Annotated in this window: 23 protein-coding genes; 21 read left to right on the top strand and 2 right to left on the bottom strand. The window is 51.4% G+C overall.

The window, feature by feature from the left end:
• The first annotated feature begins 112 nt into the window (after positions 1 to 112).
• Both otsB and otsA read left to right on the top strand, forming a co-directional pair.
• On the top strand, positions 113 to 913 hold the full coding sequence (gene otsB / locus ACJHYR_RS12965; RefSeq protein ID WP_001298457.1) for a trehalose-phosphatase: 801 nt from the start codon (positions 113 to 115) through the stop codon (positions 911 to 913).
• Positions 888 to 2,312, top strand: a complete 1,425-nt coding sequence (gene otsA / locus ACJHYR_RS12970) for an alpha,alpha-trehalose-phosphate synthase (RefSeq protein WP_001296148.1) — start codon at positions 888 to 890, stop codon at positions 2,310 to 2,312. The genes otsB and otsA overlap by 26 nt, the downstream gene beginning before the upstream one ends.
• A 6-nt stretch (positions 2,313 to 2,318) precedes the next feature.
• On the opposite strand, the gene uspC is transcribed toward otsA, so the two are convergent.
• The gene (uspC, locus tag ACJHYR_RS12975; RefSeq protein WP_001565006.1) at positions 2,319 to 2,747 is read right to left on the bottom strand and encodes a universal stress protein UspC; all 429 of its coding nucleotides are present in this window, start codon (positions 2,745 to 2,747) and stop codon (positions 2,319 to 2,321) included.
• A 780-nt stretch (positions 2,748 to 3,527) separates the two neighbouring features.
• Between uspC and flhD the strand changes: the two genes are divergently transcribed.
• The 15 genes from flhD to flhe all read left to right on the top strand — a co-directional run bounded on the left by flhD (position 3,528) and on the right by flhe (position 19,145).
• Positions 3,528 to 3,878, top strand: coding sequence for a flagellar transcriptional regulator FlhD (gene flhD / locus ACJHYR_RS12980; protein WP_001295647.1), 351 nt, complete (start codon positions 3,528 to 3,530; stop codon positions 3,876 to 3,878).
• Between the two features lie 2 nt (positions 3,879 to 3,880).
• Positions 3,881 to 4,459, top strand: a complete 579-nt coding sequence (gene flhC, locus ACJHYR_RS12985; protein WP_001291603.1) for a flagellar transcriptional regulator FlhC — start codon at positions 3,881 to 3,883, stop codon at positions 4,457 to 4,459.
• A 126-nt stretch (positions 4,460 to 4,585) separates the two neighbouring features.
• A complete protein-coding gene (motA, locus tag ACJHYR_RS12990; protein ID WP_000906336.1) occupies positions 4,586 to 5,473 on the top strand; it encodes a flagellar motor stator protein MotA in 888 nt (295 codons plus the stop codon).
• Positions 5,470 to 6,396 carry a flagellar motor protein MotB gene (gene motB, locus ACJHYR_RS12995; RefSeq protein WP_001551271.1) on the top strand — a complete coding sequence of 309 codons (927 nt, stop codon included), beginning with the start codon at positions 5,470 to 5,472 and terminating at the stop codon, positions 6,394 to 6,396. The genes motA and motB overlap by 4 nt, the downstream gene beginning before the upstream one ends.
• Before the next feature lie 4 nt (positions 6,397 to 6,400).
• On the top strand, positions 6,401 to 8,365 hold the full coding sequence (gene cheA / locus ACJHYR_RS13000; RefSeq protein ID WP_001559269.1) for a chemotaxis protein CheA: 1,965 nt from the start codon (positions 6,401 to 6,403) through the stop codon (positions 8,363 to 8,365).
• A gap of 20 nt (positions 8,366 to 8,385) precedes the next feature.
• A complete protein-coding gene (gene cheW / locus ACJHYR_RS13005) occupies positions 8,386 to 8,889 on the top strand; it encodes a chemotaxis protein CheW (protein WP_000147302.1) in 504 nt (167 codons plus the stop codon).
• Positions 8,890 to 9,033: 144 nt separating this feature from the next.
• Positions 9,034 to 10,695 carry a methyl-accepting chemotaxis protein II gene (tar, locus tag ACJHYR_RS13010; RefSeq protein ID WP_072837357.1) on the top strand — a complete coding sequence of 554 codons (1,662 nt, stop codon included), beginning with the start codon at positions 9,034 to 9,036 and terminating at the stop codon, positions 10,693 to 10,695.
• A 45-nt stretch (positions 10,696 to 10,740) separates the two neighbouring features.
• Positions 10,741 to 12,342 (top strand): methyl-accepting chemotaxis protein IV, encoded by a 1,602-nt coding sequence (gene tap / locus ACJHYR_RS13015; RefSeq protein WP_033867069.1) that lies wholly within the window; start codon positions 10,741 to 10,743, stop codon positions 12,340 to 12,342.
• A gap of 18 nt (positions 12,343 to 12,360) precedes the next feature.
• Positions 12,361 to 13,221 carry a protein-glutamate O-methyltransferase CheR gene (gene cheR / locus ACJHYR_RS13020; protein ID WP_000204341.1) on the top strand — a complete coding sequence of 287 codons (861 nt, stop codon included), beginning with the start codon at positions 12,361 to 12,363 and terminating at the stop codon, positions 13,219 to 13,221.
• Between the two features lie 2 nt (positions 13,222 to 13,223).
• Positions 13,224 to 14,273, top strand: a complete 1,050-nt coding sequence (gene cheB / locus ACJHYR_RS13025) for a protein-glutamate methylesterase/protein glutamine deamidase (RefSeq protein WP_000036371.1) — start codon at positions 13,224 to 13,226, stop codon at positions 14,271 to 14,273.
• 14 nt (positions 14,274 to 14,287) lie between these two features.
• Positions 14,288 to 14,677: a chemotaxis response regulator CheY gene (gene cheY / locus ACJHYR_RS13030; protein ID WP_000763867.1), complete on the top strand. Its 390-nt coding sequence runs from the start codon at positions 14,288 to 14,290 to the stop codon at positions 14,675 to 14,677.
• Positions 14,678 to 14,687: 10 nt separating this feature from the next.
• Entirely contained in the window at positions 14,688 to 15,332 is a 645-nt protein-coding gene (gene cheZ, locus ACJHYR_RS13035) for a protein phosphatase CheZ (RefSeq protein ID WP_059328145.1), read from the top strand.
• 201 nt (positions 15,333 to 15,533) lie between these two features.
• Positions 15,534 to 16,682: a flagellar biosynthesis protein FlhB gene (gene flhB, locus ACJHYR_RS13040; protein ID WP_072837358.1), complete on the top strand. Its 1,149-nt coding sequence runs from the start codon at positions 15,534 to 15,536 to the stop codon at positions 16,680 to 16,682.
• Entirely contained in the window at positions 16,675 to 18,753 is a 2,079-nt protein-coding gene (gene flhA, locus ACJHYR_RS13045) for a flagellar biosynthesis protein FlhA (RefSeq protein WP_000066983.1), read from the top strand. The genes flhB and flhA overlap by 8 nt, the downstream gene beginning before the upstream one ends.
• A complete protein-coding gene (gene flhe / locus ACJHYR_RS13050) occupies positions 18,753 to 19,145 on the top strand; it encodes a flagellar protein FlhE (RefSeq protein ID WP_001259592.1) in 393 nt (130 codons plus the stop codon). Before flhA ends, flhe begins: the two co-directional genes overlap by 1 nt.
• A 52-nt stretch (positions 19,146 to 19,197) precedes the next feature.
• On the opposite strand, the gene argS is transcribed toward flhe, so the two are convergent.
• A complete protein-coding gene (gene argS, locus ACJHYR_RS13055) occupies positions 19,198 to 20,931 on the bottom strand; it encodes an arginine--tRNA ligase (RefSeq protein ID WP_072837359.1) in 1,734 nt (577 codons plus the stop codon).
• A 215-nt stretch (positions 20,932 to 21,146) separates the two neighbouring features.
• On the opposite strand from argS, the gene ACJHYR_RS13060 reads away from it, so the two are divergent.
• The 4 genes from ACJHYR_RS13060 (at position 21,147) to torZ (ending at position 26,413) form a co-directional block, all read left to right on the top strand.
• A complete protein-coding gene (locus ACJHYR_RS13060) occupies positions 21,147 to 21,713 on the top strand; it encodes a VOC family protein (RefSeq protein WP_059328146.1) in 567 nt (188 codons plus the stop codon).
• Positions 21,714 to 21,726: 13 nt separating this feature from the next.
• Positions 21,727 to 22,473: a copper homeostasis protein CutC gene (gene cutC, locus ACJHYR_RS13065; protein ID WP_059328147.1), complete on the top strand. Its 747-nt coding sequence runs from the start codon at positions 21,727 to 21,729 to the stop codon at positions 22,471 to 22,473.
• A 385-nt stretch (positions 22,474 to 22,858) separates the two neighbouring features.
• Positions 22,859 to 23,959, top strand: a complete 1,101-nt coding sequence (locus ACJHYR_RS13070; protein WP_001214344.1) for a NapC/NirT family cytochrome c — start codon at positions 22,859 to 22,861, stop codon at positions 23,957 to 23,959.
• A 24-nt stretch (positions 23,960 to 23,983) separates the two neighbouring features.
• Positions 23,984 to 26,413, top strand: coding sequence for a trimethylamine N-oxide reductase TorZ (gene torZ / locus ACJHYR_RS13075; protein ID WP_072837360.1), 2,430 nt, complete (start codon positions 23,984 to 23,986; stop codon positions 26,411 to 26,413).
• Positions 26,414 to 26,420: the final 7 nt, after the last annotated feature.

Here is a 26,420-nt window from a genome sequence, read left to right on the forward strand (position 1 = left end):
CGGTTGGCTGTTCTTCGTTGCAAATGGCGACCCCCGTCACACTGTCTATACTTACATGTCTGTAAAGCGCGTTCTGCGCAACACAATAAGAAAAGAGAAGGAGGAGAACCGGGTGACAGAACCGTTAACCGAAACCCCTGAACTATCCGCGAAATATGCCTGGTTTTTTGATCTCGATGGAACGCTGGCGGAAATCAAACCGCATCCCGATCAGGTCGTCGTGCCTGACACTATTCTGCAAGGACTTCAGCTACTGGCAACCGCAAGTGATGGTGCATTGGCATTGATTTCAGGGCGCTCAATGGTGGAGCTTGACGCACTGGCAAAACCTTATCGCTTCCCGTTAGCGGGCGTGCATGGGGCGGAGCGCCGTGACATCAATGGTAAAACGCATATCGTTCATCTGCCGGATGCGATTGCGCGTGATATTAGCGTGCAACTGCATACGGTCATCGCCCAGTATCCCGGCGCGGAGCTGGAGGCGAAAGGGATGGCTTTTGCGCTGCATTATCGCCAGGCTCCGCAGCATGAAGACGCATTAATGACATTAGCGCAACGTATTACTCAGATCTGGCCACAAATGGCGTTACAGCAGGGAAAGTGTGTTGTCGAGATCAAACCGAAAGGTACCAGTAAAGGTGAGGCGATTGCTGCTTTTATGCAGGAAGCTCCCTTTATCGGGCGAACGCCCGTATTTCTGGGCGATGATCTAACCGATGAATCTGGCTTCGCAGTCGTTAACCGGCTGGGCGGAATGTCAGTAAAAATTGGCACAGGTGCAACTCAGGCATCATGGCGACTGGCGGGCGTGCCGGATGTCTGGAGCTGGCTTGAAATGATAACCACCGCATTACAACAAAAAAGAGAAAATAACAGGAGTGATGACTATGAGTCGTTTAGTCGTAGTATCTAACCGGATTGCACCACCAGACGAGCACGCCGCCAGTGCCGGTGGCCTTGCCGTTGGCATACTGGGGGCACTGAAAGCCGCAGGTGGACTGTGGTTTGGCTGGAGCGGTGAAACAGGGAATGAGGATCAGCCGCTAAAAAAGGTGAAAAAGGGTAACATTACGTGGGCCTCTTTTAACCTCAGCGAACAGGACCTTGACGAATACTACAACAAATTCTCCAATGCCGTTCTCTGGCCCGCTTTTCATTATCGGCTCGATCTGGTGCAATTTCAGCGTCCTGCCTGGGATGGCTATCTACGCGTAAATGCGTTGCTGGCAGATAAATTACTGCCGCTGTTGCAAGACGATGACATTATCTGGATCCACGATTATCACCTGTTGCCCTTTGCGCATGAATTACGCAAACGGGGCGTGAATAATCGCATTGGTTTCTTTCTGCATATTCCTTTCCCGACACCGGAAATCTTCAACGCGCTGCCGACATATGACACCTTGCTTGAACAGCTTTGTGATTATGATTTGCTGGGTTTCCAGACGGAGAACGATCGTCTGGCGTTCCTGGATTGCCTTTCTAACCTGACCCGCGTCACGACACGTAGCGCAAAAAGCCATACAGCCTGCGGCAAAGCGTTTCGAACAGAAGTTTACCCGATTGGCATTGAACCGAAAGAAATAGCGAAACAGGCTGCCGGACCACTGCCGCCAAAACTGGCGCAACTTAAAGCGGAACTGAAAAACGTACAAAATATCTTTTCTGTCGAACGGCTGGATTATTCCAAAGGTTTGCCGGAGCGTTTTCTCGCCTATGAAGCGTTGCTGGAAAAATATCCGCAGCATCATGGTAAAATTCGTTATACCCAGATTGCACCAACGTCGCGTGGTGATGTGCAAGCCTATCAGGATATTCGTCATCAGCTCGAAAATGAAGCTGGACGAATTAATGGTAAATACGGGCAATTAGGCTGGACGCCGCTTTATTATTTGAATCAGCATTTTGACCGTAAATTACTGATGAAAATATTCCGCTACTCTGACGTGGGCTTAGTGACGCCACTGCGTGACGGGATGAACCTGGTAGCAAAAGAGTATGTTGCCGCTCAGGACCCAGCCAACCCGGGCGTTCTTGTTCTTTCGCAATTTGCGGGAGCGGCAAACGAGTTAACGTCGGCGTTAATTGTTAACCCCTACGATCGTGACGAAGTTGCAGCTGCGCTGGATCGTGCATTGACTATGTCGCTGGCGGAACGTATTTCCCGTCATGCAGAGATGCTGGACGTTATCGTGAAAAACGATATTAACCACTGGCAGGAGTGCTTCATTAGCGACCTAAAGCAGATAGTTCCGCGAAGCGCGGAAAGCCAGCAGCGCGATAAAGTTGCTACCTTTCCAAAGCTTGCGTAGGAGCGGTTAATCTCCCGTAAGTGGAACTAACAGCACATCGACCTCACTTGAGGCAATCACTCTTTTCGCCGAGCAGGATGCTCGCGAAAAGAAACTGTGATTATGATTACCGCAAATCACCAAATCGAAATGATGTTTGCGACAAACCTCCAGAATATGTTCGCTTAACTCACCGTAGGCAATAAACGTCTCGTCAACGGGATACCCCGCATCCTGAATTAACTTATCAAGAAAGCTTTGTGTTTCTTCCTGCATCACGCTGCGTAAATCTTCAAGCATCGGCGCGGCTAATTGATTGTACATTTCCGGGTCGGAAGCGAGAGTAATTAAACTGATGTGTCCCTTTACTGGCCTGGCGATAGATACCGCTTTTGCCAGCAGTTGCAGACTTTCCGGTGTAACCGCAACGGCGACAAGAATATTGCTATAGCTCATAACCTGTTCCTTATTCTGTGAACTTCAGGTGACATTAAAGCTTTACTCCTAATGGAGAAACGACGCAATCCCAACTCAGTCAAACAGGTAAATATTAGTCTGATTATTAGTAAAGACAATTAATCAATCACTCTCGGTGATCATATGATTTCAACTGTAATTATAAGAAAATAATGTACTGATTCTCCATATTAAACAAGTGGTTAATATGTGTAAAACATTTTATTAACATTAAGTTGATTGTTGCCTTTCTTTGTATTTAATTAGTTTGTTGTGCGGTAAGTGTCTGTTTAAAAATAGCTTATCTGGTATTGCATTAAAGCAATTATTTATAGCAGATGATTATTTACGGTGAGTTATTTTAACTGTGCGCAACATCCCATTTCGATTATTCCTGTTTCATTTTTGCTTGCTAGCGTCGCGAAAAACTTTTTAACAGATTGAAATACACCCAAAACAAAAGTATGACTTATACATTTATGTTAAGTAATTGAGCGTTTTGTGTGATCTGTATCACACATTATTGAAAATCGCAGCCCCCCTCCGTTGTATGTGAGTGTAGTGACGAGTAAAGTTGCGTCGATTTAGGAAAAATCTTAGATAAGTGTAAAGAACCCCTTCTATTTGTAAGGACTTATTAAATCCAAAAAAGGGGCTCTGCCTGTTGCAGCTTATCGCAACTATTCTAATGCTAATTATTTTTTACCGGGGCTTCCCGGCGACATCACGGGGTGCGGTGAGACCGCATAAAAATAAAGTTGGTTATTCTGGGTGGGAATAATGCATACCTCCGAGTTGCTGAAACACATTTATGACATCAACTTGTCATATTTACTACTTGCACAGCGTCTGATTGTTCAGGACAAAGCGTCCGCAATGTTTCGTCTCGGCATAAATGAAGAAATGGCGACAACGTTAGCGGCACTGACTCTTCCGCAAATGGTTAAGCTGGCAGAAACCAATCAACTGGTTTGTCACTTTCGTTTTGACAGCCACCAGACGATTACTCAGTTGACGCAAGATTCCCGCGTTGACGATCTCCAGCAAATTCATACCGGCATCATGCTCTCAACACGCTTGCTGAATGATGTTAATCAGCCTGAAGAAGCGCTGCGCAAGAAAAGGGCCTGATCATGAGTGAAAAAAGCATTGTTCAGGAAGCGCGGGATATTCAGCTGGCAATGGAATTGATCACCCTGGGCGCTCGTTTGCAGATGCTGGAAAGCGAAACACAGTTAAGTCGCGGACGCCTGATAAAACTCTATAAAGAACTGCGCGGAAGCCCACCGCCGAAAGGCATGCTGCCATTCTCAACCGACTGGTTTATGACCTGGGAACAAAACGTTCATGCTTCGATGTTCTGTAACGCATGGCAGTTTTTACTGAAAACCGGCTTGTGTAATGGCGTCGATGCGGTGATCAAAGCCTACCGTTTATACCTTGAACAGTGCCCGCAAGCAGAAGAAGGACCGCTGCTGGCATTAACCCGTGCCTGGACATTGGTGCGGTTTGTTGAAAGTGGATTACTGCAACTTTCCAGCTGCAACTGCTGCGGCGGCAATTTTATTACCCACGCTCACCAGCCTGTTGGCAGCTTTGCCTGCAGCTTATGTCAGCCGCCATCCCGGGCAGTAAAAAGACGTAAACTTTCCCAGAATCCTGCCGATATTATCCCACAACTGCTGGATGAACAGAGAGTACAGGCTGTTTAACTTATACGGTGTGGCGCAACATTCCAGCAGCGGTAACGACGTACCGCTGCTTTTTTTTGCCCCAATCGCGCGTTAACGCCTGACGACTGAACATCCTGTCATGGTCAACAGTGGAAGGATGATGTCGTGCTTATCTTATTAGGTTACCTGGTTGTTCTCGGTACAGTTTTCGGCGGTTATTTGATGACCGGTGGAAGCCTTGGAGCACTCTATCAACCCGCTGAACTGGTGATTATTGCCGGTGCAGGGATTGGGTCGTTTATCGTCGGCAATAATGGCAAAGCGATTAAAGGCACGCTGAAGGCGCTGCCGTTGCTGTTTCGTCGCTCCAAATACACCAAAGCAATGTATATGGATCTGCTGGCTCTGCTTTATCGGTTGATGGCGAAATCGCGGCAGATGGGGATGTTTTCGCTGGAACGTGATATTGAAAATCCCCGTGAGAGCGAGATCTTCGCCAGCTACCCACGCATCCTTGCGGATAGCGTCATGCTTGATTTTATCGTCGATTATCTACGTCTGATTATCAGCGGTCACATGAACACCTTCGAAATCGAAGCCCTGATGGATGAAGAGATTGAGACGCACGAAAGCGAAGCAGAAGTCCCGGCGAACAGTCTGGCGCTGGTCGGGGACTCACTTCCGGCGTTTGGTATTGTCGCGGCTGTGATGGGGGTCGTTCACGCGTTAGGTTCAGCCGATCGTCCTGCCGCCGAGCTGGGGGCGCTTATCGCACATGCGATGGTGGGGACTTTCCTCGGTATTTTATTGGCTTACGGATTTATTTCCCCATTAGCGAGTGTTTTACGTCAGAAAAGCGCCGAAACCAGCAAAATGATGCAGTGCGTCAAAGTCACACTGCTTTCTAATCTGAACGGTTACGCACCGCCTATCGCCGTTGAGTTTGGTCGCAAAACGCTCTATTCCAGCGAACGTCCGTCGTTTATTGAACTGGAAGAGCATGTGCGTGCGGTGAAAAATCCGCAACAACAGACGACAACCGAGGAAGCATGAAGAATCAAGCGCATCCGATTATTGTCGTCAAACGACGCAAAGCCAAAGGCCACGGGGCAGCACATGGATCGTGGAAGATTGCTTATGCCGACTTTATGACCGCGATGATGGCTTTTTTTCTGGTGATGTGGCTGATCTCCATCTCCAGCCCAAAAGAGTTGATTCAGATTGCGGAGTACTTCCGGACGCCACTGGCGACTGCGGTTACGGGCGGCGATCGCATTTCTAATAGTGAAAGCCCAATTCCCGGTGGGGGTGATGATTACACCCAAAGCCAGGGGGAAGTGAATAAGCAGCCGAACATCGAAGAGCTGAAAAAACGCATGGAGCAAAGTCGATTGCGGAAATTGCGTGGCGATCTCGACCAGTTGATTGAATCCGATCCGAAACTGCGGGCGTTACGTCCACATCTCAAAATCGATCTGGTCCAGGAAGGTCTACGTATTCAGATCATCGATAGCCAGAATCGCCCGATGTTCAGAACCGGCAGTGCCGATGTGGAACCCTATATGCGCGACATTCTGCGCGCCATCGCGCCCGTTCTGAATGGTATTCCCAACCGTATTAGCCTTTCGGGTCATACCGATGATTTCCCTTACGCCAGTGGTGAGAAAGGATATAGCAACTGGGAGCTTTCTGCCGATCGGGCCAATGCATCCCGCCGCGAACTGATGGTTGGCGGGTTGAATGGCGGCAAAGTGTTACGTGTCGTCGGCATGGCGGCAACGATGCGCTTAAGCGATCGCGGTCCTGATGATGCTGTCAACCGTCGCATCAGCCTGCTGGTACTGAACAAACAAGCCGAACAGGCCATTTTGCATGAAAACGCCGAAAGCCAGAATGAGCCAGTAAGCGCCCTGGAAGAACCTGAGGTTGCACCACAGGTCAGTGTTCCCACAATGCCATCAGCCGAACCGAGGTGACAGCGTGAGCATGGATATAAGCGATTTTTATCAGACATTTTTTGATGAAGCGGACGAACTGTTGGCTGACATGGAGCAGCATCTGCTGGTTTTGCAGCCGGAAGCGCCAGATGCCGAACAATTGAATGCCATCTTTCGGGCTGCCCACTCGATCAAAGGAGGGGCAGGAACCTTTGGCTTCAGCGTTTTGCAGGAAACCACACATCTGATGGAAAACCTGCTCGACGAAGCCAGACGAGGTGAGATGCAACTCAACACCGACATTATCAATCTGTTTTTGGAAACGAAGGACATCATGCAAGAACAGCTCGACGCTTATAAACAGTCGCAAGAGCCGGATGCTGCCAGCTTCGATTATATCTGCCAGGCCTTGCGTCAACTGGCATTAGAAGCGAAAGGCGAAACGCCATCCGCAGTGACCCGATTAAGTGTGGTTGCCAAAAGTGAACCGCAAGATGAGCAGAGCCGCAATCAGTCGCCGCGGCGAATTATCCTTTCGCGCCTGAAGGCCGGGGAAGTCGACCTGCTGGAAGAAGAGCTGGGGCATCTGACAACGTTAACTGACGTGGTGAAAGGGGCGGATTCTCTCTCGGCAATATTAACGGGCGACATCGCCGAAGATGACATCACAGCGGTACTCTGTTTTGTGATTGAAGCCGATCAGATTACCTTTGAAACAGTAGAAGTCTCGCCAAAAATAGCCACCCCACCAGTGCTTAAACTGGCAGCCGAACAAGCGCCAACCGGTCGCGTGGAGCGGGAAAAAACGACGCGCAGTAGTGAATCCACCAGCATCCGTGTAGCGGTAGAAAAGGTTGATCAATTAATTAACCTCGTCGGCGAGCTGGTCATCACCCAGTCCATGCTTGCCCAGCGTTCCAGCGAACTGGACCCGGTTAATCATGGTGATTTGATTACCAGCATGGGGCAGTTACAACGTAACGCCCGTGATTTGCAGGAATCAGTGATGTCGATTCGCATGATGCCGATGGAATATGTCTTTAGCCGTTATCCCCGGCTGGTGCGTGATCTTGCGGGAAAACTCGGCAAGCAGGTAGAACTGACGCTGGTGGGCAGTTCCACTGAACTCGACAAGAGCCTGATTGAACGCATTATCGACCCGCTGACCCACCTGGTACGCAATAGCCTCGATCACGGTATTGAACTGCCAGAAAAACGGCTCGCCGCAGGTAAAAACAGCGTCGGAAATTTAATTCTGTCTGCCGAACATCAGGGCGGCAACATTTGCATTGAAGTGACCGACGATGGTGCGGGGCTAAACCGTGAGCGAATTCTGGCAAAAGCGGCCTCGCAAGGTCTGACCGTCAGCGAAAACATGAGCGACGACGAAGTCGCGATGCTGATATTTGCCCCTGGCTTCTCCACGGCGGAGCAGGTCACCGATGTCTCCGGGCGCGGCGTCGGCATGGACGTCGTTAAACGTAATATCCAGGAGATGGGCGGTCATGTCGAAATCCAGTCGAAGCAGGGTACTGGCACTACGATCCGCATTTTACTGCCGCTGACGCTGGCCATCCTCGACGGCATGTCCGTACGCGTTGCGGATGAAGTTTTCATTCTGCCGCTGAATGCTGTCATGGAATCACTGCAACCCCGTGAAGCCGATCTGCATCCACTGGCCGGCGGCGAGCGGGTGCTGGAAGTGCGGGGTGAATATCTGCCCATCGTCGAACTGTGGAAAGTGTTCAACGTCGCGGGCGCGAAAACCGAAGCTACCCAGGGAATTGTGGTGATCTTACAAAGTGGCGGTCGCCGCTACGCCTTGCTGGTGGATCAATTAATTGGTCAACACCAGGTTGTGGTTAAAAACCTTGAAAGTAACTATCGCAAAGTCCCCGGCATTTCTGCTGCGACCATTCTTGGCGACGGCAGCGTGGCACTGATTGTTGATGTCTCCGCCTTGCAGGCGATAAACCGCGAACAACGTATGGCGAACACCGCCGCCTGAATGAGTAAAAAGGTAACAATATGACCGGTATGACGAATGTAACAAAGCTGGCCAGCGAGCCGTCAGGCCAGGAATTTCTGGTATTTACCCTTGGTGATGAAGAGTACGGTATTGATATTCTGAAAGTGCAGGAGATCCGTGGCTATGATCAGGTAACACGGATTGCGAACACGCCAGCGTTTATCAAAGGCGTCACGAATCTGCGCGGTGTTATTGTGCCGATTGTGGACTTACGAATTAAGTTCAGCCAGGTGGATGTGGACTATAACGACAACACGGTAGTTATCGTCCTGAATCTCGGACAGCGGGTGGTCGGCATCGTGGTTGACGGCGTTTCAGACGTGCTTTCATTGACGGCGGAGCAAATTCGTCCGGCACCGGAATTTGCCGTGACGCTTTCAACAGAATATCTCACTGGACTGGGCGCACTGGGCGACCGGATGTTGATTCTGGTGAACATCGAAAAACTGCTGAACAGCGAAGAGATGGCGCTGTTGGATAGCGCGGCGTCAGAAGTGGCGTAATTCTCCTGATTTCCTCAATTGCAATGAACCCGATGATCTGCGCATCGGGTTTTTTATTTCAATTTAGCGGTAGGTGGCATCTGCAATAAAGTTTCCCCCCTCCTTGCCGATAACGAGATCAACTTGTTTTCAGGAAGGTGCCTTATGATTAACCGTATCCGCGTAGTCACGCTGTTGGTAATGGTGCTGGGGGTATTCGCACTGTTACAGCTTATTTCCGGCAGTCTGTTTTTTTCTTCCCTTCACCATAGCCAGAAGAGCTTTGTGGTTTCCAATCAATTACGGGAACAGCAGGGCGAGCTGACGTCAACCTGGGATTTAATGCTGCAAACGCGCATTAACCTGAGTCGTTCAGCGGTGCGGATGATGATGGATTCCTCCAATCAACAAAGTAACGCCAAAGTTGAATTGCTCGATAGCGCCAGGAAAACATTGGCCCAGGCCGCGACTCATTATAAAAAATTCAAAAGCATGGCACCGTTACCTGAAATGGTCGCTACCAGTCGAAATATTGATGAAAAATATAAAAACTATCACACAGCGTTAACTGAACTGATTGATTATCTTGATTATGGCAATACTGGAGCTTATTTCGCTCAGCCAACCCAGGGAATGCAAAATGCAATGGGCGAAGCGTTTGCTCAGTACGCCCTCAGCAGTGAAAAACTGTATCGCGATATCGTCACTGACAACGCAGATGATTACCGATTTGCCCAGTGGCAACTGGCGGTTATCGCGCTGGTGGTGATATTGATTCTGCTGGTGGCGTGGTACGGCATTCGCCGTATGTTGCTTACACCGCTGGCAAAAATTATTGCGCATATTCGCGAAATTGCCGGTGGTAACCTGGCGAATACCCTGACCATTGACGGGCGCAGTGAAATGGGCGACCTGGCGCAGAGCGTTTCACATATGCAACGCTCTTTGACTGACACCGTCACTCATGTGCGCGAAGGTTCAGATGCCATCTATGCCGGTACCCGTGAAATTGCGGCGGGCAACACCGATCTTTCCTCCCGTACTGAACAGCAGGCATCTGCGCTGGAAGAAACTGCCGCCAGCATGGAGCAGCTCACCGCGACAGTGAAGCAAAACGCCGATAACGCCCGCCAGGCCTCGCAACTGGCGCAAAGTGCCTCCGATACCGCCCAGCATGGCGGCAAAGTAGTGGATGGCGTAGTGAAAACGATGCATGAGATCGCCGATAGTTCGAAGAAAATTGCCGAAATTATTAGCGTTATCGACGGTATTGCCTTCCAGACTAATATCCTCGCGTTGAATGCCGCTGTTGAAGCCGCGCGTGCGGGTGAACAGGGCCGTGGTTTTGCCGTGGTGGCGGGCGAAGTGCGTAATCTTGCCAGTCGCAGCGCCCAGGCGGCAAAAGAGATCAAAGCCCTCATTGAAGACTCCGTCTCGCGCGTTGATACCGGTTCGGTGCTGGTCGAAAGCGCCGGGGAAACAATGAACAATATCGTCAATGCTGTCACTCGCGTGACTGACATTATGGGCGAGATTGCATCGGCATCGGATGAACAGAGCCGTGGCATCGATCAAGTCGCATTGGCGGTTTCGGAAATGGATCGCGTCACGCAACAGAACGCATCGCTGGTGCAGGAATCAGCTGCCGCCGCAGCTGCGCTGGAAGAACAGGCCAGTCGTTTAACGCAAGCGGTTTCCGCGTTTCGTCTGGCAGCCAGCCCACTCACCAATAAACCGCAAACACCATCCCGTCCTGCCAGTGAGCAACCACCGGCACAGCCACGACTGCGAATTGCTGAACAAGATCCAAACTGGGAAACATTTTGACGAGTATTTACTAACGCGGTCATTGCCGCCTGATGGGGAGCGTTGATGTTTAATCGTATTCGAATTTCGACCACGCTGTTTTTAATTTTGATTCTCTGCGGGATCTTGCAGATTGGCAGTAACGGCATGTCTTTTTGGGCATTTCGCGACGATTTGCAACGACTGAATCAGGTCGAGCAGAGCAATCAGCAACGTGCGGCATTAGCGCAAACTCGGGCGGTAATGTTACAGGCCAGTACCGCGCTGAACAAAGCGGGCACTCTGACGGCGCTTAGCTATCCGGCGGATGACATTAAAACGTTGATGACGACGGCGCGCGCCAGTCTGACGCAATCCACCACGCTGTTTAAAAGTTTTATGGCGATGACTGCGGGCAATGAGCACGTCAGGGCGTTGCAAAAAGAGACGGAGAAAAGTTTTGCCCGCTGGCACAACGATCTCGAACATCAGGCGACCTGGCTTGAAAGTAATCAACTTTCGGATTTCCTCACTGCGCCGGTGCAGGAATCACAGAATGCGTTTGACGTTAACTTTGAGGCCTGGCAGCAGGAGATCAACCATGTGCTGGAAGCTGCCAGTGCGCAAAGCCAGCGTAACTATCAGATTTCGGCGCTGGTGTTTATCAGCATGATTATTGTTGCGGCGATCTACATCAGCAGTGCGCTGTGGTGGACGCGCAAGATGATTGTTCAACCACTGGCCATTATCGGTAGCCATTTTGACAGCATTGCTGCGGGTAATCTGGCGCGTCCGATTGCGGTATATGGTCGCAATGAGATCACCGCCATTTTTGCCAGTCTGAAGACCATGCAGCAGGCTTTGCGTGGGACGGTAAGTGATGTGCGTAAGGGAAGCCAGGAGATGCACATTGGTATCGCGGAGATTGTCGCAGGCAATAACGATCTCTCAAGTCGTACCGAACAGCAGGCGGCATCGCTGGCACAAACGGCCGCCAGTATGGAGCAATTAACCGCCACGGTAGGGCAAAACGCCGATAACGCGCGCCAGGCGTCGGAACTGGCAAAAAATGCCGCGACAACGGCGCAGGCGGGCGGTGTTCAGGTCAGTACCATGACTCACACCATGCAGGAGATCGCCACCAGCTCGCAAAAAATTGGCGACATTATCAGCGTTATCGACGGCATTGCTTTCCAGACCAATATTCTGGCCCTGAATGCGGCAGTGGAAGCGGCTCGCGCCGGAGAGCAGGGGCGTGGTTTTGCGGTAGTGGCAGGTGAAGTGCGCAATCTTGCCAGCCGTAGCGCGCAGGCAGCAAAAGAGATCAAAGGGCTGATCGAAGAGTCAGTCAATCGTGTCCAGCAGGGGGCGAAACTGGTGAATAACGCCGCCGCGACCATGACTGATATTGTCAGTTCGGTGACCCGCGTGAACGACATTATGGGAGAAATTGCTTCGGCCTCGGAAGAACAACGGCGGGGGATTGAGCAGGTTGCACAGGCTGTCAGCCAGATGGATCAGGTGACTCAGCAGAACGCCTCCCTGGTAGAAGAAGCGGCGACGGCAACGGAACAACTGGCGAACCAGGCTGACCATCTTTCGTCGCGTGTGGCGGTATTTACCCTTGAAGAACATGAAGTAGCACGACATGAGTCGGCGCAATTACAAATTGCGCCAGTGGTATCCTGAAGTGATTGAGAAGGCGCTATGACTTCATCTCTGCCCTGTGGGCAAACGTCTTTATTGTTACAGATGACCGAGCGCCTGGCGCTTTCCGACGCGCATTTTCGGCGGATAAGTCAATTGATCTATCAACGAGCCGGGATCGTCCTGGCCGACCATAAACGCGACATGGTTTACAACCGACTGGTTCGTCGTTTGCGTTCGCTGGGACTGACGGATTTCGGCCATTACTTGAACTTGCTGGAATCTAACCAGCACAGCGGTGAGTGGCAGGCGTTTATCAATTCGCTGACCACGAATCTGACGGCATTTTTCCGTGAGGCGCATCATTTTCCTCTGCTCGCGGATCACGCCCGGCGTCGTTCTGGCGAGTATCGCGTATGGAGCGCGGCGGCTTCGACCGGCGAAGAGCCGTACAGCATTGCGATGACACTGGCTGACACATTGGGCACCGCGCCCGGACGCTGGAAAGTGTTTGCCAGCGACATTGACACCGAAGTGCTGGAAAAAGCCAGAAGCGGTATTTATCGCCATGAAGAGTTGAAAAATCTGACGCCGCAGCAACTGCAGCGGTACTTCATGCGAGGGACGGGACCGCATCAAGGGCTGGTACGCGTGCGTCAGGAACTGGCGAATTATGTTGATTTTGCCCCGCTGAATTTACTGGCGAAACAGTACACCGTGCCGGGGCCGTTTGATGCGATCTTCTGTCGTAACGTCATGATCTACTTCGATCAAACTACCCAGCAGGAGATTTTGCGCCGCTTTGTTCCGCTCCTTAAACCCGACGGATTGCTGTTTGCGGGTCACTCTGAAAACTTTAGCCACCTTGAGCGCCGCTTCACGCTGCGTGGTCAGACGGTGTATGCGCTAAGTAAGGATTAACGATGAGCAAAATCAGGGTGTTATCTGTCGATGATTCGGCACTGATGCGCCAGATCATGACAGAAATCATCAACAGCCATAGCGACATGGAAATGGTGGCGACCGCCCCTGATCCGCTGGTCGCGCGTGATTTGATTAAGAAATTCAATCCGGATGTGCTAACGCTGGATGTTGAAATGCCGCGGATGGACGGACTGGATTTTCTCGAAAAATTAATGCGTTTGCGTCCAATGCCCGTTGTGATGGTTTCTTCCCTGACCGGCAAAGGATCAGAAGTCACGCTGCGCGCATTGGAGCTGGGGGCGATAGATTTTGTCACCAAACCGCAACTGGGTATTCGCGAAGGAATGCTGGCGTATAGCGAAATGATTGCTGAAAAGGTGCGTACGGCAGCAAAAGCGAGCCTTGCGGCACATAAACCATTGTCGGCACCGACAACGCTGAAAGCGGGGCCGCTGTTGAGTTCTGAAAAACTGATTGCGATTGGTGCTTCAACGGGGGGAACTGAGGCAATTCGTCACGTACTGCAACCGTTGCCGCTTTCCAGCCCGGCACTGTTAATTACCCAGCATATGCCGCCCGGTTTCACCCGCTCTTTTGCCGACAGACTTAATAAGCTTTGCCAGATCGGGGTTAAAGAAGCCGAAGACGGAGAACGTGTCTTGCCGGGGCATGCCTATATTGCGCCGGGCGATCGGCATATGGAGCTGGCGCGTAGTGGCGCAAATTACCAAATCAAAATTCACGATGGCCCGGCGGTTAACCGTCATCGGCCTTCGGTAGATGTGTTGTTCCATTCTGTCGCGAAACAGGCGGGGCGTAATGCGGTTGGGGTGATCCTGACCGGTATGGGCAACGACGGTGCGGCGGGAATGTTGGCGATGCGTCAGGCGGGGGCATGGACCCTTGCGCAAAACGAAGCAAGTTGCGTGGTGTTCGGCATGCCGCGCGAGGCCATCAATATGGGTGGTGTCTGCGAAGTGGTCGATCTTAGCCAGGTAAGCCAACAAATGTTGGCAAAAATTAGTGCCGGACAGGCGATACGTATTTAAATCAGGAGTGTGAAATGGCGGATAAAGAACTTAAATTTTTGGTTGTGGATGACTTTTCCACCATGCGACGCATAGTGCGTAACCTGCTGAAAGAGCTAGGATTCAATAATGTTGAGGAAGCGGAAGATGGTGTCGACGCTCTCAATAAGTTGCAGGCAGGCGGTTATGGATTTGTTATCTCCGACTGGAACATGCCCAACATGGATGGCCTGGAATTGCTGAAAACAATTCGTGCGGATGGCGCGATGTCAGCATTGCCAGTGTTAATGGTGACTGCAGAAGCGAAGAAAGAGAACATCATTGCTGCGGCGCAAGCGGGGGCCAGTGGCTATGTGGTGAAGCCATTTACCGCCGCGACGCTGGAGGAAAAACTCAACAAAATCTTTGAGAAACTGGGCATGTGAGGATGCGACTATGATGCAACCATCAATCAAACCTGCTGACGAGCATTCAGCTGGCGATATCATTGCGCGCATCGCCAGCCTGACGCGTATGCTGCGCGACAGTTTGCGGGAGCTGGGGCTGGATCAGGCCATTGCCGAAGCGGCGGAAGCCATCCCCGATGCGCGCGATCGTTTGTACTATGTTGTGCAGATGACCGCCCAGGCTGCGGAGCGGGCGCTGAACAGTGTTGAGGCGTCACAACCGCATCAGGATCAAATGGAGAAATCAGCAAAAGCGTTAACCCAACGTTGGGATGACTGGTTTGCCGATCCGATTGACCTTGCCGACGCCCGAGAACTGGTAACAGATACGCGGCAATTTCTGGCAGATGTCCCCGCGCATACCAGCTTTACTAACGCGCAACTGCTGGAAATCATGATGGCGCAGGATTTTCAGGATCTCACCGGACAGGTCATTAAGCGGATGATGGATGTCATTCAGGAGATCGAACGCCAGTTGTTGATGGTGCTGTTGGAAAACATCCCGGAACAGGAGTCGCGTCCAAAACGTGAAAACCAGAGTTTGCTTAATGGACCTCAGGTCGATACCAGCAAAGCCGGTGTGGTAGCCAGTCAGGATCAGGTGGACGATTTGTTGGATAGTCTTGGATTTTGATTTGTATTGCCTGATGTGGCGTGACTACGTCATATCAGGCGGTCGGATAACGCGATGACGCCGCATCCGACAAACGCATACTATGCTTGATGTGTGGCAGCAAAAGCCCTAAATCCCGCCTGTTTTGCCCCTTACTCAAACCATTGAACGCTTTGCGCACTGGCATCATTTACGCTTAATACTCTTTCCAGGATTGGCGACGTGTCTGACGAGAGCGACGACAAAACAGAAGCCCCCACACCTCACCGACTAGAAAAAGCGCGGGAAGAGGGGCAAATCCCGCGTTCACGTGAATTAACGTCACTGCTGATTTTGTTAGTGGGCGTGTGTGTTATCTGGTTTGGCGGTGTGTCGCTGGCCCGTCGATTGTCGGGCATGCTCTCCGCGGGATTGCATTTTGATCACAGCATCATCAATGACCCGAATCTGATCCTCGGGCAGATTATTCTGCTGATCAGAGAAGCCATGCTGGTGCTGCTGCCACTGATTAGCGGCGTGGTGCTGGTGGCGCTCATTTCTCCGGTCATGCTGGGAGGGCTGGTATTTAGCGGCAAATCCTTGCAGCCGAAGTTTTCCAAACTCAACCCGCTACCGGGGATTAAACGGATGTTCTCGGCACAGACTGGCGCGGAGTTGCTTAAAGCAATTTTGAAAACCATCCTGGTCGGCAGTGTGACGGGGTTTTATCTCTGGCACCACTGGCCGCAAATGATGCGCTTAATGGCAGAGTCTCCGATTACCGCCATGGGTAATGCGATGGATCTGGTAGGGCTATGCGCACTGCTGGTGGTGCTTGGTGTCATTCCAATGGTGGGATTTGACGTCTTTTTTCAAATCTTCAGCCACCTGAAAAAGCTGCGTATGTCGCGGCAGGATATTCGTGATGAGTTCAAACAAAGCGAAGGCGACCCCCATGTTAAAGGGCGGATACGTCAGATGCAGCGAGCGGCTGCACGGCGTCGGATGATGGCCGATGTGCCGAAAGCGGATGTCATTGTCAATAACCCGACCCACTATTCGGTAGCGTTGCAGTATGACGAAAACAAAATGAGCGCACCGAAAGTGGTCGCTAAAGGTGCAGGGCTGGTCGCGCTGCGCATTCGTGAAATTGGCGCTGAAAATAACGTCCCGACGCTTGAAGCGCCGCCGCTGGCGCGTGCGCTGTATCGACATGCGGAGATCGGTCAACAAATCCCGGGTCAACTGTACGCCGCGGTGGCGGAAGTGCTGGCCTGGGTCTGGCAACTGAAACGCTGGCGTCTGGCTGGTGGACAGCGCCCTGTACAACCTACTCATCTTCCGGTGCCGGAAGCCCTGGATTTTATTAACGAGAAACCGACCCATGAGTAATCTGGCCGCGATGCTGCGCCTGCCCGCAAACCTGAAATCGACACAATGGCAGATCCTTGCCGGACCGATTTTGATCCTGTTGATCTTGTCGATGATGGTGCTGCCACTGCCCGCATTCATACTCGACCTGTTGTTTACCTTCAATATTGCCTTGTCGATCATGGTGTTGCTGGTGGCGATGTTTACCCAGCGCACGCTTGAGTTTGCTGCGTTTCCGACCATCCTGTTGTTTACCACGCTGTTGCGTCTGGCACTTAACGTGGCTTCAACCCGTATCATTTTGATGGAAGGGCATACCGGCGCGGCGGCGGCTGGAAAGGTGGTCGAAGCGTTCGGTCACTTCCTCGTTGGTGGCAATTTCGCTATCGGTATCGTGGTGTTTGTCATTCTCGTGATCATCAACTTTATGGTTATCACCAAAGGTGCCGGGCGTATCGCAGAAGTGGGTGCGCGCTTTGTTCTCGATGGTATGCCGGGTAAGCAGATGGCGATTGACGCCGACCTTAACGCCGGATTGATTGGTGAAGATGAGGCGAAAAAACGCCGCTCCGAAGTGACTCAGGAAGCCGATTTTTACGGCTCAATGGACGGGGCAAGTAAGTTTGTCCGCGGCGATGCCATCGCCGGGATCCTCATCATGGTCATTAACGTTGTCGGCGGGTTGCTGGTCGGCGTGCTGCAACATGGCATGAGCATGGGACACGCGGCGGAAAGTTATACGCTATTGACCATTGGCGACGGTCTGGTGGCACAAATTCCGGCGTTGGTGATTTCTACCGCCGCGGGGGTCATCGTTACGCGTGTCAGCACCGATCAGGATGTTGGCGAGCAGATGGTGAATCAGCTTTTCAGTAACCCGAGCGTTATGTTGTTAAGCGCCGCCGTGCTCGGTTTACTCGGCCTGGTGCCTGGAATGCCGAACCTGGTATTTTTGCTGTTCACTGCCGGATTGCTGGGGCTGGCCTGGTGGATCCGTGGACGCGAACAAAAAGCGCCTGCCGAACCAAAACCGGTAAAAATGGCAGAGAATAATACCGTTGTCGAAGCGACGTGGAACGATGTACAACTGGAAGATTCTCTGGGAATGGAAGTGGGTTATCGACTGATCCCGATGGTCGATTTCCAGCAGGATGGTGAGTTGTTGGGCCGTATACGCAGTATCCGCAAGAAATTTGCCCAGGAGATGGGGTTTCTGCCGCCGGTGGTGCACATTCGTGACAATATGGATCTGCAACCTGCCCGCTATCGCATTTTGATGAAAGGCGTGGAGATAGGCAGTGGTGATGCTTATCCGGGGCGTTGGTTGGCGATTAACCCTGGTACCGCTGCCGGGACGTTACCTGGTGAGGCGACCGTCGATCCGGCATTTGGCCTGAATGCTATCTGGATTGAAAGTGCGCTTAAAGAACAGGCGCAGATTCAGGGGTACACCGTGGTTGAGGCCAGCACGGTGGTGGCAACGCATCTTAACCACCTCATTAGCCAGCATGCCGCAGAGCTGTTTGGTCGTCAGGAGGCGCAACAGTTGCTGGATCGCGTCGCCCAGGAGATGCCAAAGCTGACGGAAGATCTCGTTCCTGGCGTCGTCACGCTCACCACACTGCATAAAGTGCTGCAAAATCTGCTCGATGAAAAAGTGCCGATTCGCGATATGCGCACTATTCTCGAAACGCTGGCGGAACATGCGCCCATCCAAAGCGATCCACATGAATTAACCGCCGTCGTGCGCGTGGCGTTGGGACGGGCGATTACCCAGCAGTGGTTTCCTGGCAAAGATGAAGTCCATGTTATTGGCCTCGATACACCGCTAGAACGTTTGTTACTACAGGCGCTGCAGGGCGGGGGAGGACTGGAGCCAGGGTTGGCGGATCGTTTACTGGCGCAAACTCAGGAAGCGCTATCCCGTCAGGAGATGTTGGGTGCGCCGCCTGTATTGTTGGTGAACCACGCGCTGCGACCATTATTGTCTCGTTTCCTGCGCCGCAGCCTGCCGCAGTTAGTGGTGCTGTCGAATCTGGAACTATCTGATAACCGACATATCCGCATGACGGCGACAATTGGCGGTAAATGATGAGAACCTTATTAGCAATATTATTGTTTCCGCTGCTGGTGCAAGCCGCGGGGGAGGGGATGTGGCAGGCGAGTAGTGTGGGCGTTACGCTGAATCACCGTGGCGAGTCGATGTCATCAGCGCCTCTTTCTACTCGACAACCTGCTTCAGGATTGATGACGCTGGTGGCGTGGCGTTATCAGCTTATCGGCCCGACACCTGCAGGACTGCGGGTTCGCTTGTGTTCACAATCTCGTTGTGTCGAATTAGAAGGGCAGAGTGGAAACACCGTGGCCTTTTCCGGTATACCGGCGATAGAACCGTTGCGATTTATCTGGGAAGTGCCTGGCGGTGGGCGGTTAATTCCGCCGCTAAAGGTACAACGGAATGAAGTGATTGTGAATTATCGTTAATGATAAAAAAGCCGATGTCTGCCATGACATCGGCTTTTGCCGTATAACGCGATTACATACGCTCTACTGTCTCAATACCCAGCGTATCCAGACCCAGTTTCAGCGTCTTCGCCGTCAGTTGTGCCAGTTTCAGACGGCTGTTACGCACTTCTTCGTTTTCTGCGCTGAGGATCGGGCAGTGCTCGTAGAAGCCAGAGAACAGACCGGCCAGATCGTACAGATAAGCACACATCACATGCGGCGTGCCTTCACGGGCAACCACAGTGAGGGTTTCTTCAAACTGCAGCAGGCGAGCTGCCAGTTGCGCTTCACGATCTTCACGGATGATAACCGGAGCTGCAGCCAGTTGCTCTTCGTCAATTTCTGCTTTACGGAACACGGACAATACACGCGTGTAAGCATACTGCATGTATGGCGCGGTATTACCCTCAAACGCCAGCATGTTGTCCCAGTCGAAGATGTAGTCGGTAGTGCGGTTTTTGGAGAGATCTGCATATTTCACCGCACCAATACCAACCGCGTTAGCCAGTTTTTCCAGCTCGTCAGCTGGCATGTCCGGGTTTTTCTCTGCCACCAGACGGCGTGCACGCTCCAGGGCTTCATCCAGCAGGTCTGCCAGTTTCACTGTACCACCCGCGCGGGTTTTGAACGGTTTGCCGTCTTTACCCAGCATCATGCCGAACATGTGGTGTTCCAGCGGTACGGATTCCGGTACATAGCCTGCTTTGCGGACGATAGCCCACGCCTGCATCAGGTGTTGATGCTGACGGGAGTCGATGTAATACAGCACGCGATCGGCATGCAGTGTTTCATAACGATATTTCGCACAGGCGATATCAGTGGTGGTGTAGAGATAGCCACCATCTTTCTTCTGAATGATCACGCCCATCGGTTCGCCTTCCTTGTTTTTGAACTCATCAAGGAATACGACGGTTGCGCCTTCGCTTTCTACTGCCAGACCTTTGGCTTTCAGGTCCGCCACGATACCCGGCAGCATTGGGTTGTAGAGGCTTTCACCCATCACGTCATCACGGGTCAGCGTCACGTTGAGACGATCGTAGGTGATCTGGTTCTGCGTCATGGTGATGTCGACCAGTTTGCGCCACATCTCGCGGAAATATTCGTCACCGCTTTGCAGTTTGACTACGTAGTTACGTGCACGCTCGGCAAACTCTTCATCTTCGTCGTAATGCTTTTTCGCATCGCGGTAGAAACCTTCAAGGTCAGCCAGCTCCATTTCACCGGCGTTTTCTTGCTGCTGCTTTTCCAACCACGCAATCAGCATACCGAACTGAGTACCCCAGTCGCCGACGTGGTTCGCGCGAATCACTTTGTGACCGAGGAACTCCAGAGTACGCACTGCCGCGTCACCAATAATGGTAGAGCGCAGGTGACCGACGTGCATCTCTTTCGCCACGTTCGGAGCGGAGTAGTCAACCACAATGGTCTGTTTTTCTGGCGTAGCAACACCGAGACGATCGGACGCCAGCGCCTGCTGAACATGATCAGCCAGGAAGGCAGGATCAAGAAAAATGTTGATAAAGCCTGGACCGGCGATCTCAACTTTGCTGGCGATACAGTTAAGATCCAGATGAGTCAGCACCTGCTCTGCTAATTGTCGCGGTGCCATACCCAGTTTTTTAGCAACTGCCATCATGCCGTTAGCCTGATAGTCGCCGAACTGAACTTTTGCTGACTGACGAACCTGCGGTTCGCAATCCGCAGGCGCGCCTGCCGCAATCATGGCCTGACGGACTTTTTCTGAGAGAAGAGCCTGAATATTCACCGGAATACCTTACATTGATGAAGCGAGCAAAATTTGCCCGCACCAGTTAAAGAAATTAGGGCGGGAGTATACTGCAAATGGCTGTTTTCGTCAGCAACGTGCGCGTGGCGTATTGCCGTTTTCACTATTGCATCAGAAGCGGCGTGAAATCAGCGGTTGGTTGGCGCAGGGCAACAGGGTAAATTAACGCTTTTACTGAAAGACGAAGAGTGATTATGGCGAACTGGCAATCTATCAACGAGTTGCAGGATATTGCATCGGATTTACCGCGATTTACCCACGCATTAGATGAACTTTCCCGCCGTCTGGGGTTGGATATCACTCCGCTGACTGCCGATCACATTTCTTTGCGTTGCCATCAAAACGCCACTGCTGAGCGCTGGCGTCGCGGGTTTGAACAGTGCGGCGAGCTTTTGTCAGAAAATATGATCAATGGCAGGCCGATTTGTCTGTTTAAATTGCATGAACCGGTACAGGTTGCGCACTGGCAGTTTTCCATTGTGGAGCTACCGTGGCCCGGGGAAAAACGTTACCCGCACGAAGGTTGGGAACATATTGAAATCGTTCTGCCGGGTGATCCAGAAACGCTGAATGCCCGTGCGCTGGCATTGCTTTCTGATGAAGGACTCAGCCTGCCGGGGATCTCAGTTAAAACCAGTTCGCCAAAAGATGAGCATGAACGATTACCGAATCCGACGATGGCGGTCACCGATGGCAAAACGACCATTAAATTTCATCCGTGGTCCATTGAAGAGATCGTTGCCAGCGAGCAGTCGGCGTAATTAAGGAGCAAAAATGGCATTACTGGAAATTTGCTGTTACAGCATGGAATGCGCGCTAACGGCGCAGCAAAACGGCGCAGACAGAGTTGAATTATGCGCAGCCCCAAAAGAGGGGGGCTTAACGCCGTCGTTGGGGGGGCTGAAATCCGTGCGCCAGCGGGTGACGATCCCTGTGCATCCAATTATTCGCCCACGCGGTGGTGATTTTTGCTACAGCGACGGTGAATTTGCCGCCATTCTTGAGGATGTGCGCACAGTCCGCGAATTAGGTTTTCCTGGACTGGTGACGGGCGTTCTCGATGTTGACGGGAATGTCGATATGCCACGAATGGAAAAAATAATGGCTGCTGCCGGTCCGCTGGCAGTGACTTTTCATCGCGCCTTCGATATGTGCGCTAACCCTTTAAATACACTCAATAATCTTGCGGAATTGGGCGTTGCTCGGGTACTGACATCAGGGCAAAAATCAGACGCACTGCAAGGTTTATCAAAAATTATGGAACTTATTGCCCATCGTGATGCTCCAATCATTATGGCCGGAGCAGGAGTCCGTGCAGAAAATCTGCACCACTTCCTCAATGCCGGAGTGCTGGAAGTCCATAGCTCCGCGGGAGCGTGGCAAGCCTCACCAATGCGTTATCGTAATCAAGGATTGTCCATGTCATCAGATGCACACGCGGACGAGTATTCGCGTTATGTCGTAGACGGGGCGGCGGTTGCTGAAATGAAAGGAATCATTGAACGCCATCAGGCCAAATGATTTTTACCGTTGCATCATGTCGCCCAATATGATGCTTGCTCGTACCAGGCCCCTGCAATTTCAACAGGGGCCTTTTTTTATCCCCGAGAAGTATAAAAAACGAACGATTTCGGTGATCAGTTGAGCGCGTGACAGTGCGCATAGCGTTGTGCTAAAAATTTTTATATATTCATATTAATTATGTAATTTAAATTACTAAAACTGACAAATATATATTCTAAATAACAACCGGGTTATTCTTTAGCAATTAATGATTACATTGTAATAAATCATATTCTTTATCGATTATTTCAGGCAGTGTTGTGCCGAATTATGCAAGCGGTCAATTCGTTGTATATTTAATTATACAATGATTTCGGTGTTCTGGAATTAATTAGAGGAATCTATGCGAGGGAAAAAACGCATTGGGTTAATGTTTTTGCTGATAGCGGTTGTGGTTGGTGGCGGCGGGTTATTGCTGGCGCAAAAAGCCTTACATAAAACGTCGGATACAGCATTTTGCCTTTCCTGCCACTCGATGAGTAAACCTTTTGAGGAATATCAGGGAACTGTCCACTTTTCGAACCAGAAAGGGATACGTGCGGAATGTGCCGATTGCCATATTCCAAAGTCAGGGATGGATTATTTATTCGCTAAATTAAAAGCATCTAAAGATATTTATCATGAATTTGTTAGCGGCAAAATAGACAGTGACGATAAGTTCGAAGCGCATCGTCAGGAAATGGCCGAAACAGTATGGAAAGAATTAAAAGCCACTGACTCTGCAACGTGTCGTAGTTGCCATTCTTTTGATGCCATGGATATTGCCTCGCAAAGTGAATCTGCGCAGAAAATGCATAACAAAGCGCAAAAGGACGGCGAAACCTGTATCGATTGTCATAAAGGCATTGCCCATTTTCCACCAGAAATAAAAATGGATGACAACGCGGCGCATGAGCTGGAAAGTCAGGCCGCTACCTCAGTTACCAATGGCGCACATATTTATCCTTTCAAACCTTCTCGTATAGGCGAACTGGCTACCGTGAATCCTGGTACCGATCTCACCGTCGTTGATGCCAGTGGCAAACAGCCGATCGTTCTGTTGCAGGGTTATCAAATGCAGGGCAGTGAAAACACGCTCTACCTGGCGGCAGGTCAACGGCTGGCGCTAGCCACATTAAGTGAAGAAGGTATCAAGGCGCTGACGGTAAACGGGGAATGGCAGGCTGACGAATACGGCAATCAATGGCGTCAGGCGTCTTTACAGGGTGCGCTTACCGATCCCGCATTAGCGGACCGTAAACCGCTATGGCAATACGCTGAAAAACTTGACGATACCTATTGCGCTGGTTGCCACGCCCCTATTGCCTCCGACCATTACACCGTCAATGCATGGCCGTCCATTGCCAAAGGAATGGGGGCGCGAACCAGCATGAGCGAAAACGAACTGGACATTTTGACGCGGTACTTCCAGTACAACGCCAAAGATATTACCGAGAAACAGTGATCCTCGTTGATCAGGGAGGAAGTTATGACATTAACAAGACGTGAATTTATTAAACACAGCGGTATTGCCGCTGGGGCGCTGGTGATGACATCGGCTGCACCGCTACCCGCATGGGCAGAAGAGAAGGGTGGCAAAATCCTCACCGCGGGCCGTTGGGGAGCGATGAACGTAGAAGTGGAGGACGGCAAGATTGTTTCTTCGACAGGCGCGCTGGCGAAAACCATACCGAACTCCTTACAGTCTACGGCGGCGGATCAGGTACACACCACGGCGCGTATTCAGCATCCGATGGTGAGAAAAAGCTATCTCGATAATCCACTGCAACCAGCGAAAGGTCGTGGCGAAGATATCTATGTACAGGTGAGCTGGGAGCAAGCATTAAAACTGATTCATGAGCAACATGATCGTATTCGTAAAGCTAACGGACCATCGGCCATTTTTGCTGGATCGTACGGCTGGCGCTCTTCTGGCGTGTTGCATAAAGCGCAAACCTTACTGCAACGTTATATGAACCTTGCGGGCGGTTATTCCGGGCATAGCGGCGATTATTCAACCGGTGCGGCACAGGTGATCATGCCGCATGTGGTGGGTTCCGTGGAGGTGTATGAACAGCAGACCTCCTGGCCGCTGATTCTGGAAAACAGCCAGGTTGTGGTGCTGTGGGGGATGAACCCGCTGAATACCTTAAAAATTGCCTGGAGCAGTACCGATGAGCAAGGGCTGGAATACTTCCATCAGCTGAAAAAATCTGGCAAACCCGTGATTGCCATTGATCCTATCCGCTCCGAAACTATCGAATTCTTTGGCGATAATGCCACCTGGATCGCGCCGAATATGGGCACCGACGTGGCGTTGATGTTAGGGATTGCGCACACCTTGATGGTACAAGGTAAGCACGATAAGGCCTTCCTGGAAAAATACACCACCGGCTACCCGCAGTTTGAAGAGTATCTGGCAGGCAAGAGCGATAATACGCCGAAGAGCGCGGCCTGGGCGGCGGAAATTTCTGGCGTACCGGAAGCGCAGATAATCAAACTCGCTGAACTGATGGCGGCGAATCGCACAATGCTGATGGCTGGCTGGGGAATTCAGCGCCAGCAATATGGTGAACAGAAACACTGGATGCTGGTGACGCTGGCGGCGATGTTAGGGCAGATTGGTACACCGGGCGGCGGGTTTGGTTTCTCTTATCATTACTCAAACGGTGGCAACCCGACGCGTGTTGGCGGCGTGCTGCCGGAAATGTCTGCGGCGATTGCCGGACAGGCCAGTGAGGCCGCTGATGATGGCGGAATGACGGCGATTCCTGTTGCCCGTATCGTCGATGCGCTGGAAAATCCTGGCGGCAAATATCAGCATAACGGTAAAGAACAAACGTATCCGAATATCAAAATGATCTGGTGGGCGGGTGGCGGTAACTTTACCCATCACCAGGATACTAATCGTCTGATCAAAGCCTGGCAGAAACCGGAGATGATCGTCGTTTCTGAATGCTACTGGACCGCAGCTGCTAAACATGCAGATATCGTATTACCGATCACCACATCGTTTGAGCGCAATGACTTGACGATGACCGGTGATTACAGCAACCAGCATATTGTACCGATGAAGCAGGCTGTCGCTGCGCAATTTGAAGCGCGTAACGATTTTGACGTGTTTGCCGATCTTGCTGAATTACTCAAACCTGGCGGAAAAGAGATCTATACCGAAGGTAGAGATGAAATGGCGTGGCTGAAATTTTTCTATGATGCCGCTCAGAAAGGTGCCCGTGCGCAACGCGTGACTATGCCGATGTTTAATGCCTTCTGGCAGCAAAATAAACTGATCGAAATGCGCCGCAGCGAGAAGAACGAACAGTACGTTCGTTATGGTGATTTCCGCGCCGATCCGGTGAAAAATGCGCTGGGTACGCCAAGCGGCAAAATTGAGATTTACTCCAAAACGCTGGAAAAATTTGGCTATAAGGATTGCCCGGCACACCCAACCTGGCTTGCGCCTGATGAGTGGAAAGGTTCCGCCGACGATAAGCAGTTGCAGCTTCTGACCGCACATCCGGCACACCGTTTACACAGTCAGCTTAACTATGCGGAACTGCGTAAAAAATATGCGGTTGCCGATCGTGAACCGATCACTATTCACACCGAAGATGCTGCTCGCTTTGGTATTGCGAATGGCGATTTGGTGCGTGTGTGGAACAAACGTGGTCAGATTCTGACAGGCGCGGTGGTGACTGACGGGATCAAAAAAGGCGTGGTATGCGTGCATGAAGGTGCATGGCCAGATCTGGAAAATGGCTTGTGTAAAAACGGCAGTGCGAACGTGTTAACGGCGGATATCCCCAGCTCTCAGCTGGCAAATGCCTGTGCCGGTAACTCTGCGCTGGTGTATATCGAAAAATATACGAGCAATGCGCCGAAGTTAACGGCGTTTGATCAGCCAGCTGTTCAGGCATAAGACGTGA

The organism is Escherichia sp. WS1450 (assembly GCF_046487395.1).
Classification (GTDB): Bacteria; Pseudomonadota; Gammaproteobacteria; order Enterobacterales; family Enterobacteriaceae; genus Escherichia; species Escherichia coli.